Consider the following 10,166-nt stretch of genomic DNA (forward strand, 5'->3'; position numbering starts at 1 on the left):
CCTCCCGGCACGATAATGACGGATTCGCTGGTGTTGATCGCTGGCGGTACTTTAAGTAGGGGCACGGCGCGCCGTGCCCCTACGCCATGGAATTTCATTGAAGCGTAAATCCGAGTTTGAGGACTGCCTGGCAGTCGACCAGCGCCATTTGCGCTCCCTTGCACGCGATCTGCGCCACCTCTTTGGCGCCAAGCGCGATCAGCTGCAAGCCGAATACGACAGACTGCTGGAGAAATCGCGCACGCTTGTCGCGGTTCGTCGCGCTCGCCTGCCCAAGCCCGAGTTTGCCGACGATCTGCCTGTAAATATGCGGCGTGCCGAGATCGCCGAGTTGATCAAAAATAACCAGGTGGTGATCGTTTGCGGTGAAACCGGTTCGGGCAAGACGACGCAGATTCCCAAGATCTGCCTTGAACTGGGACGCGGCGTCACCGGATTGATCGGCCATACCCAGCCGCGCCGCATCGCCGCCCGCGCCACGGCGGCGCGCATCTCGCAGGAGCTGAACAGCGAACTCGGCGCGCATGTCGGCTACAAGATCCGTTTTTCCGACCGCACGTCGAAGGATTCGTACATCAAGCTGATGACCGACGGCATTCTGCTCGCCGAAACGCAGGGCGATCCGTGGCTCGGCCAGTACGACACGCTGATTCTCGACGAGGCGCACGAGCGCAGCCTGAACATCGATTTCCTGCTCGGCTATCTCAAGCAATTGCTACAAGGCAGAACGAATGCGCGTCCCGATCTCAAGCTGATCATTACCTCGGCGACGATCGATGCCGAGCGCTTCTCGAAGCATTTCACCCTCGACGGTAAGGCGGCGCCGGTGATCGAGGTTTCGGGCCGCATGTTTCCGGTCGAGGTGCGTTATCGCCCGGTGCAGAACGAGGAGGCCGAGAAGGAGGAAGAGCGCGACCTTTACGACGCCATTGTCGATGCCTGCGACGAACTGAACAGAGAAGGTGGCGGAACCGGCGGTGATGTGCTCGTCTTCCTGCCCGGCGAGCGCGAGATCCGCGAAGCCGCCGAGGCCTTGCGCAAGCACGCCTTTACGCGGACGGCGATGCACCCGGAAATCCTGCCGCTTTTCGCCCGCCTGTCGGCCGAGGAGCAGTCGCGCATTTTCAAGCCGCACAACGGGCGGCGGATCGTGCTGGCGACCAACGTCGCCGAAACTTCGCTCACCGTGCCGGGCATTCGCTTCGTCGTCGATTCCGGGCTGGCGCGCGTCAAGCGTTACTCCTACCGCAACAAGGTCGAGCAGTTGCAGATCGAGAAGATCGCCCAGGCTTCGGCCAACCAGCGCGCCGGGCGTTGCGGGCGGGTGGCGGCGGGTGTTTGCATTCGCTTGTACGACGAGCAGGAGTTCAGCCTGCGCCCGCCGTATGCCGACCCTGAAATCCTGCGCTCGTCGCTGGCCGGGGTGATTCTGCGCATGAAGGCGCTGCGCATCGGCGATGTCGAGGATTTCCCCTTTATCGAGGCGCCGCCACCAAAAGCGATCAGCGACGGCTACCAGCTTCTGCTCGAACTCGGCGCGGTCACGGACGACCATGCGCTGACGCCGATCGGGCAGGAACTGGCGAAGATGCCGCTCGATCCGCGCGTCGCGCGCATGATCGTCGCTGCACGAGAAGAAGGCTGCCTGCGCGAGATGCTGGTGATCGCCGCCGCGCTGACCGTGCAGGACCCACGCGAGCGTCCGCAAGAACGGCAGGGATCGGCCGATGCCGCACACAAGAAATTTGCCGACGAGAAGTCGGAATTCCTTTCCTGGCTCAAGCTGTGGAACTGGTACGAGGCCGAGGTCGAGCACAAGAAGTCGCAACGCAAGCTGGTAGAGGCTTGCCACGAAAATTTTCTTTCTGCCCTGCGCATGCGCGAGTGGCGCGACATTCACAGCCAGTTGCACGGTCTGGCCGCCGAGCATGAGTGGAAGGAAAACCAGATTCCCGCCACTTATGACGCCATCCATCGCGCCCTGCTCGCCGGCCTGTTGGGCAACATCGGCTGCAAGTCCGAGGATTCCGGCCATTACCTTGGCGCCCGCGGGATGAAGTTCCTGATTCACCCCGGTTCGGCGCTCAACAAGAAAGCCGGGAAGTGGATCGCCGCCGCTGAACTCACCGAAACCACCAAGCTCTTTGCCCGCTGCGTGGCGCGCATCGAACCGGATTGGCTGGAGAAGGTGGGCGCGCACCTGATCAAGCGCAGCTGGTTCGATCCGCACTGGGAGAAGAAGGCGATGCAGGTCGTCGCCTTCGAGCGCTCGACGTTGTACGGCATCGTCGTCAATCCGAAAAAGCGGGTGAATTACGGGCCGATGAATCCGCAGGAAGCGCGCGAAATCTTCATCCGCCAAGGGCTGGTCGGCGGCGAGATCAGCGAGGAATATGCCCGGCGCTGGGCGTTCTTCACGCACAACCACCAGTTGATGCTGGATATCGAAACGCTCGAACACAAGTCGCGGCGCCCCGACGTGCTGGTCGACGACGAACTGATTTTCGCCTTCTACGACCAGATCATTCCCGAGGGCCTGAGCAACGGGGCGGAGTTCGATCACTGGCGGCGCGAGGCCGAGCGCGAGAACAAGGAACTGCTCTACCTGAAGCGCGAAGACCTGATGCGCCACGAAGCGGCCGGGGTGACCACCGAGGCTTTTCCGCACGAGATCCGGCTGGGCGGCGTCGAGTTTGAACTCTCTTACCATTTCGAGCCGGGCAGCCCGCGCGACGGCGTGACGCTGACGGTGCCGCTGGCCCAGCTCAACCAGATTCCGGCGGCGCGTTGCGAGTGGCTGGTGCCAGGTCTGCTCAAGGAAAAGGTCATTCAGCTGGTCAAGACGCTGCCGCAGAAGATACGCTCGAAACTGGTGCCGGTGCCGGACTTCGCCGCCGAGTTTGTCGAGGCGGTGCAAGCTTCGGACAAGCCGCTGGTGCCGTCGCTGATCCATTTCATCCTGAAATCGCGCGGGCTCAATGCACGCGGCTGGGAGATCACCCCCGACGCCTTCCGCCCCGATGCACTGCCGGCGCACTTTTCCTTCAACTTCAAGCTGGTTGACGAGCATGATCGGCAGCTCGGCATGAGCCGCAGCCTGACCGAGTTGCGCGGCGAATGGGGCGGCAAGGCGAAACAGGAGTTCTCGGAATTGCATGAAACGCCTTCCGAATATTCCGGGATGACCGACTGGAGTTTCGGCGAGTTGCCCGAGTTGATGGAGGTGGAGGTTGGTGGCGGCGGCCAGAAGGTGCTCGGTTACCCCGGCCTTGCCGACGATGGCGAGAGCGTGTCGCTGTGTGTTTTCGATTCGCCCGAGGAGGCGCGCGAGGCGCATGCAGCGGGGCTCTTGCGGCTGTACATGCTGCAATTCCGCGACCAGCTCAAATACTTCGAAAAGAACCTGCCCGGGCTGACGCAAATGGGCATGGCCTTCATGCCGCTCGGTTCGCTCGACGATCTGCGCCGGCAGTTGATCGACCTCACTTTCGCCCGCGCCTGCCTGGTCGAACCGTGGCCAACCGATGCGGCAAACTTCAAGGCGCGCTGTGCCGAGGCGAAATCGCGGCTTGGCCTGCTGGCGCAGGAAATTTGCCGACTGGTCGGGCAGATCCTGGCCGACTGGCAGGTGTTGCAGAAGAAACTCCCGGCGTTCAAGAACCATGCAGCGGCCTTGCAGGATGTCGAGAAGCAGCTTGGCCGCCTGATCGGCAAACGCTTCATCGCCGAGACGCCTTTCGAACGGCTGCAACACTATCCGCGCTATCTCAAGGCCATCTCGATGCGCCTCGACAAACTGAAGGCCGGAGGTGCCGAAGGCGCCGCGCGCGACGCTCGCCTGCTGGCAGAATATGCGCCGTTGTGGACGAACTACGAACGGCGTGCCATCGTGCTGGCCAAACAAGGCGTCAGCGATCCGCAAGTCGAGCAGTTCCGCTGGATGCTGGAAGAGTTGCGCGTTCAGTTGTTCGCCCAGGAATTGCGCACACCGGCACCGGTGTCGACCAAGCGGCTGCAGAAAATGTGGGAAGCAGTTTGAACCTAAAAACCGCAGTTCAAACCACGGCGACACGGCGGGCACAGCGAAAATCCTCAGCATTTCAGGGTTTCATGGCTCACCCAAAGGGTGATTCATGAAAACATTGCAAATCATTGTTTTTCCGCTGTGCCCGCCGTGTCGCTGTGGTCAACTGCTTTTTCCAGGTTGAAAGGAAGCAACTGTGTCTGAAGTCATGCTGGCGCTGCGGCGCAGCTTTGTAACGCTTGGCCATGGCCGCGTCTGGCTCTATATGCTTGGCCCGGCGGTCCTGGCCCTGTTGGTCATGATCGGCCTTTCGCTCTTTCTGCTGGAGGGCCTGATTGCCAGTTTCGTCCAGCAGCCGCCGATGAGCTGGGTCGCCTCGTGGGGCGCATTGTGGCTGGCCAAACTGCTGGCGGCCCTGGGCGGCTGGCTGCTGATCCTCTCCGCCAGCTATCTGATCGCCATGGTGCTGGCGGCAGTCATCGTTCTGCCGCTGCTGCTCAACCTGGTTGCGGCGCTCGATTATCCCGAACTCGCGCGCATGGGCAGCGACAGCATCGTGGCATCGACCTGGAACAGTCTTTGGGCGGCGCTGCTGTTCATCGTCGGCTGGCTGGTGACCTTGCCGTTGTGGCTGGTGCCGGGGCTTGGGCTGCTGCTGCCCTTTTTCTGGATGGCCTGGCTCAACCGCCGCACCTTTGCCTACGACGCGCTGGCGGTCCATGCCACTGACCAGGAGTGGCGCGAGTTGCGGCGCCGACAGGCGATGCCGCTGCTGGCGCTGGGTTTGGTCATGGCCTTGCTGGCGCACGTTCCTTTCATGGGGCTGCTCGCGCCATCGCTGGCGGCGCTGGCCTATGTTCACTTCTGTCTTGAGGCGCTGCGCCGGATGCGGCAGGGCGCCATCGTGACCATCATCGAACTTCCGGAGGGTAAAGCATGAACTTTGGGGCAATCATCATCGGCGACGAAATCCTGTCGGGCAAACGCATTGACCAGCACTTTTCAAAAATCACCAAGCTGCTCGGCGCGCGCGGTTTGCGGCTTTCGTGGGCCGAGTATCTGGGCGACGAGCGCGAGCGCATCGCGGCAACGCTGAGACGCAGCTTCGCGGCCGGCGACGTGGTATTCAGCTTCGGCGGCATCGGCAATACCCCGGACGACCACACGCGACAGGCAGCGGCCCTTGCCCTTGGCGTCGATCTGGTACTGCATCCGGATGCCGAACGCGAACTGCGCGCTCGTTTCGGTGCCGATCTGAACGATGTTCGTCTGCTGCTCGGCACCTTTCCGCGCGGGGTCGATATCGTTCCCAATCCCTTCAACCGGATTGCCGGGTTCTGCGTGCGCGATCACTACTTTCTGCCCGGTTTCCCGCAGATGGCGCATCCGATGGCCGAGTGGGCGCTCGATACCTTTTATCCGCATCTGTTCAATCTCAATCCGTCGGTGGATAAGGCCTTTCTGCTGACCGGGCCGAATGCCTACGAGAGCGCACTGCTCGACCTGATGCAGCGCATCGTCGCCGACTATCCGGCGCTACGCCTGTTCAGCCTGCCCTCGGTTGGCGATGACGGTCAACGCCGGCATCTTGAACTCGGTGTCGAGGGCGAACTGTCGCTGGTCGATCAGGTCATGGAAGATATACGGCAGGAGATCGAGCGGCGCGGCATTGGCTGGCGCTGGCGAGATTGAGAGCATCGGTCGGAGATGCCCGTAAACAGGGGCTCCCAGCCCATTGAACCCTAAAATCTCAGTCTATCCACGAAAATCACGAAAGACACGAACAAAATCAAGCGCTTGATGTGTTTTCTCCATTCACCTTTTGGGTGGCGATCTTAAGCTTATTATCTCCTTGATTCTTTTCGTGCTTTTGGTGTTTTTCGTGGACGAACTGTTTTTTCTAGGTCGCGCTACAGTTCGCAGACCTGCGCCAGTGCCTGTTGCACACGATTTCGCCCAAGACGCTTGGCATCAAGCATGGCATTGTCGGCCGCTTCGGTCAGGCTCTGTGCCGTGTCGAAATTCTGAGAGGAGGCGATTCCGGCACTGAAGGTGGTGAATAGTGCGCCGGCCGGATGAACATGCGGCAGCGATGAGAAGTCTTCCCGGATGCGCTCGATAACCGGGATGGCCTGCTCGGGAGAGACGTCGGGCAGCGCAATCAGAAACTCCTCGCCACCATATCGACCAATCATGTCCGACGAGCGCAGGCGTCCCTTGAGCAGCCAGGCGAGGCCGCGGATGACCTGATCACCGACCGGGTGCCCGTAGGTGTCATTGACCGACTTGAAGTGGTCAATGTCAATCATGACGACGGTCAGCGCCCGCTGCGCTGACACCGCATTCTTCACCATGGCTTTCAGTTGTGCTTTGCTGGCCGTGTGATTCAGCAGGCCGGTCAGGCCGTCGACTCGTGTCGAGCGCCGTGTTTCACGGAAGCGCTCGATCTTCGTTTTGACCACCGCGGCCAGCAATACCGGATTAAAGGGCTTGATCAGGAAATGGTCACCACCCAGACGCAAGGCTTCGACCTGCATGCCGACATCGGATTCGCCTGACAGATAGACGATGGGCAAGGATGTGTAGGCCGGCATCTGGCGCAGTACGCGGGTGGCCTCGACACCATTGAAGCGCGGCATGTACATGTCCATCAGGATCAGGTCCGGACGATAGGATTCAAGTTCTTCGAGCAGCGTTCCGGGATCACAGATGGCATGACTGTCGATGCCGTGCTCGCCAAGCGTGCGCCGGATCAATGCGACGGCGACGCGGGAGTCTTCAACGACCAGAACGCGAAAATTCTCCGGTTCGTAGTTCTGCACGAGGTCAAGGATGCAATTGAGCACCGCCGATGCCCCGTCCTCCTGGGGGATCGTCATGTCAATGCCCGAGCGCATCAGAACGACAGTGGTTTCAATGGCCTGATGCGTGCCCATATAAATCAGCTGGCTGGCCGCACAGTGGGCGCGAACGGCGACAATGAAGGCGAGTTCATCGGCGTTTGATGGACCTGGGGCCGGAATGAATAGAACCGCCAGAGGCACAGCGCCAGGCGGAATTTGTTCTCCCCAGAGAATTTCCTTTGTTTGAAAACCAAAAAAATCGAGCTGTTGCCGGAGCGTGCTGGACAGCGCACGCATTTCAGGCATGACGGCCAGCCACACTGAACGTTGCTTGATCCATTCGATGCCCGGCCCCTCCCGAGGACGCTCTTCTGAGCGTCGCTCGGCAGCGGGTAGCCCCAAGGTGGCCACCGCCCCCAGCAGGGTATCAATCTGACGCTGCAGCGCCGTGATGTTCTGCGCGCTGACCGGATGTGATGCAGTCGTGCCAAGATGGGTCAGCGCCGAGTTCTCCAGCCCTTCGCAGATACGCAGCAGACCAGGCAGGCGCATGCGGCTGAAGTGCTCGGTCAGGCAGTTGACGGCCACCGTGAATTCGATGAAATGCTCGAATAATCCGTCAGCGACATAGCGCTCCCAGCGTTTTCGCAACAGGTTGATACGATCATTGATCATGTTGTGGGCGGTGCCATGGCGCGACAATCAAAAACGATACCGGATTATCCTTGATTCCTCAATCAGCCACATGAGTTAATGAATGCACGCCGGGATGCATTCATCCTTCAAGCCTGTTCAGGGAAAACCGGGGGAATGGACTCGGGAATAGCCGGCCTTGGCGGGGACAAACGATACGCAGAAAATACCAGCCGGGCAATCGATCCGGGAGCGCGATGGCCTTGATCGTCGAGCGTATGCGGCCGAAGGCTCGCTGCGGCTCGGTGCAGTTCGGCGATTTCTCGCACGATGGCGAGCCCAAGCCCGCTGCCCTCGACACCGGTGCCCTCGACCCGGTAAAAGCGGTCGAACACCTTGTGTACGTCTTCATCGGAAATGCCGATGCCGCTGTCTTCAATTTCAAGCAACACAAAATCGCCCTGGGCAACGACACGGACGGTAACCCTTCCCTCATCGGGCGTGTAGCGCAGGGCATTGTCGAGCAGGTTGTTGATCATCTCGCGCAGCAGGAAGACATTGCCAAGAATGTAGACTGGACCCGCCGGCTCGTAACCGAGATCAATTTGCCGATCAAGCGCACGGATAACCCAGGTTTCAACGATTTCGTGCAGCAACTTATCGAGGTCTACCGGCACCAGCGCCTGTTCGGAATGCTCGCTCGCTTCCGCACGCGCCAGCGCCAGCAACTGATTGACCATATGCGAGGCACGATCAACACTGCTCGAAATGTTTTTCATCGCATAGTGCAGTTGCTTCGGATCGTTTTCGCGCATGGCCAGTTGGGCCTGCATTTTCAGTGCGGTGAGCGGTGTCCGCATCTGGTGTGCGGCGTCGGAAATGAAGCGGTGCTGCGCATCCATGTTGTGCTGCATGCGCGCCAGCATGGAATTGAAGGCTTCGGTCAGCGGCTGCAGTTCCTCCGGAACGCGACCCACGGCAATCGGAGAAAGATCTGCCTCACGGCGCGACTCGATGCGCTCGCGCAGACGGGTCAAGGGGCGCAAACCCTGTGACAGCCCGAACCAGACGAGAATAACGGCGAGCGGAATGATCACGAATTGCGGAAGAATCACGCTGGCGATTATCTTGTTGGCAAGCTGCGAACGCTTCTCCAGCGTCTCGCCGACCTCGACCAGCACCCAGTTCTCCGGTGGGGAGTCCGGCTCGCCGAGGTATACATAAGCGACGCGCAGGTCCTGCCCATTGAACTCGTCATCACGGAAATAGACTTCTCCCGGATCAACCTTCTCGGGAATTCCAGCCGTTTTCAGCAGTGGCAATTCCGAATCCCCGGCGATCAGCTTTCCACCTTGACCAAGCACGTGAAAATAGACGCTGTCGACCTCATCCGAGCGCAGCAAGGCGCGTGCCGACCCTGGCAGGGATATCTGCGGCCTGCCTTTGACAAACTTTACCTGACGCGAAATCGCCGTCACCTGTTCGCGCAGGGCCTGGTCGTAGGGGTAGTTGGCAACACTGGTGGAAAAGTAGTGCGTGACGGCAATACTGATCGGCCACACGAAGAGCAGCGGTGCCAGCATCCAGTCCAGAATTTCGCCGAACAGCGAGCGCTGGGTCTCAGTATTTGGGTGTTTGTGCAGACTTTTCAAAACAGTACCCAAGACCGCGCACGGTAGCGATTGTTACACCGCTTGATTCCAGTTTTTTTCGCAAGCGATGCACATAAACCTCAATCGCGTTGTGACTGACTTCTTCGCCCCAGCTACACATGTGTTCAACCAGTTGATCCTTGCTTACCAGCCGCCCGGCACGTGACATGAGAATCTCGAGCAAACCAAGCTCACGTGCCGACAAATCAAGCATCTCGCCATTCAGCAGCGCACAGCGATCGGTCTGGTCAAAGGCCAGGGCACCGCACTGAATCACCGGCGCGGTGGCCGTCGAACGTCGCGTCAGCGCCCGCACGCGTGCCTCCAGCTCGGCCAGTTCGAAGGGCTTGGCCATGTAGTCATCGGCACCAAGGTCAAGCGCCTTGACCCGATCACTGGTTCCATCAAGTGCCGTCAGGACCAGCACCGGCAGATTCGATTTGCGGGAGCGCAGGCGGCGCAGCACATCAAGGCCAGACAGCCTGGGCAGGCCGAGATCAAGGATGACCAGATCGTACGTCCCGGTAGTCAGCGCGTTGTCGGCATCGGCACCATTGGCGACCCAATCGACGGCATAGCCGGACTGGCGCAACGAACGCCCCAACCCGTCGGCAATAATCTGATCATCTTCCGCCAGCAGAATTCGCATGATCTCCTTTCAATGACTGATGCTCGTAAGGTTTTTGTAAGCCGCCGCTTTTACGATGCATACGCTGTTCTCCTTTATGGTCTTAGGAGTTTTGGTTTCGGCCTGAACTCGGGGAGTGCCTGAAACTGCACCGGGCGCTCCCCGCCATTTTTTACCCCCAATATGCTTTTGCCGACGCACCGACGCGCACCTTGATGCCATCGGCGATTCGCTCCGCGACAAGCAAAACGGATTCATTGTGCCACTATTTTCGCGGGTGAACAGCCAGCCCGTTCATTACGCACAAAGAAAAACCCCCGCATGGTATTACCCTAGCCGTTACGTTAAGGTGTTGATAGCGCCGACTAGGCCGGCGTAACTCGTTG

General features: G+C 60.0%; 6 protein-coding genes. 3 read left to right on the plus strand and 3 right to left on the minus strand.

What is annotated here, in order from left to right:
* Positions 1 to 97 precede the first annotated feature (97 nt).
* The 3 genes from hrpA to ACOYNV_RS15055 all read left to right on the plus strand — a co-directional run bounded on the left by hrpA (position 98) and on the right by ACOYNV_RS15055 (position 5,716).
* On the plus strand, positions 98 to 4,039 hold the full coding sequence (gene hrpA / locus ACOYNV_RS15045; protein ID WP_422900606.1) for an ATP-dependent RNA helicase HrpA: 3,942 nt from the start codon (positions 98 to 100) through the stop codon (positions 4,037 to 4,039).
* 181 nt (positions 4,040 to 4,220) lie between these two features.
* Entirely contained in the window at positions 4,221 to 4,964 is a 744-nt protein-coding gene (locus tag ACOYNV_RS15050; RefSeq protein WP_422900607.1) for an EI24 domain-containing protein, read from the plus strand.
* Positions 4,961 to 5,716: a competence/damage-inducible protein A gene (locus ACOYNV_RS15055; protein ID WP_422900608.1), complete on the plus strand. Its 756-nt coding sequence runs from the start codon at positions 4,961 to 4,963 to the stop codon at positions 5,714 to 5,716. The genes ACOYNV_RS15050 and ACOYNV_RS15055 overlap by 4 nt, the downstream gene beginning before the upstream one ends.
* A gap of 218 nt (positions 5,717 to 5,934) precedes the next feature.
* On the opposite strand, the gene ACOYNV_RS15060 is transcribed toward ACOYNV_RS15055, so the two are convergent.
* The 3 genes from ACOYNV_RS15060 to ACOYNV_RS15070 all read right to left on the minus strand — a co-directional run bounded on the left by ACOYNV_RS15060 (position 5,935) and on the right by ACOYNV_RS15070 (position 9,801).
* Complete coding sequence (locus tag ACOYNV_RS15060; RefSeq protein ID WP_422900609.1) at positions 5,935 to 7,542, minus strand: GGDEF domain-containing response regulator; 1,608 nt, start codon at positions 7,540 to 7,542, stop codon at positions 5,935 to 5,937.
* A gap of 107 nt (positions 7,543 to 7,649) precedes the next feature.
* Positions 7,650 to 9,152 (minus strand): sensor histidine kinase N-terminal domain-containing protein, encoded by a 1,503-nt coding sequence (locus ACOYNV_RS15065; protein WP_422900610.1) that lies wholly within the window; start codon positions 9,150 to 9,152, stop codon positions 7,650 to 7,652.
* Positions 9,121 to 9,801, minus strand: coding sequence for a response regulator (locus tag ACOYNV_RS15070; protein ID WP_422900611.1), 681 nt, complete (start codon positions 9,799 to 9,801; stop codon positions 9,121 to 9,123). Before ACOYNV_RS15070 ends, ACOYNV_RS15065 begins: the two co-directional genes overlap by 32 nt.
* Positions 9,802 to 10,166 lie beyond the last annotated feature (365 nt).

The sequence above is a fragment of the Propionivibrio sp. genome (assembly GCF_049316945.1).
Lineage (GTDB): Bacteria > Pseudomonadota > Gammaproteobacteria > Burkholderiales > Rhodocyclaceae > Propionivibrio.

What these genes read in the sequence shown, in the direction of transcription:
- ACOYNV_RS15070 (WP_422900611.1), bottom strand. Translation starts at nt 9,801, where the DNA reads ATGCGAATTCTGCTGGCGGAAGATGATCAGATTATTGCCGACGGGTTG.
- ACOYNV_RS15060 (WP_422900609.1), bottom strand. Translation starts at nt 7,542, where the DNA reads ATGATCAATGATCGTATCAACCTGTTGCGAAAACGCTGGGAGCGCTAT.
- ACOYNV_RS15055 (WP_422900608.1), top strand. Translation starts at nt 4,961, where the DNA reads ATGAACTTTGGGGCAATCATCATCGGCGACGAAATCCTGTCGGGCAAA.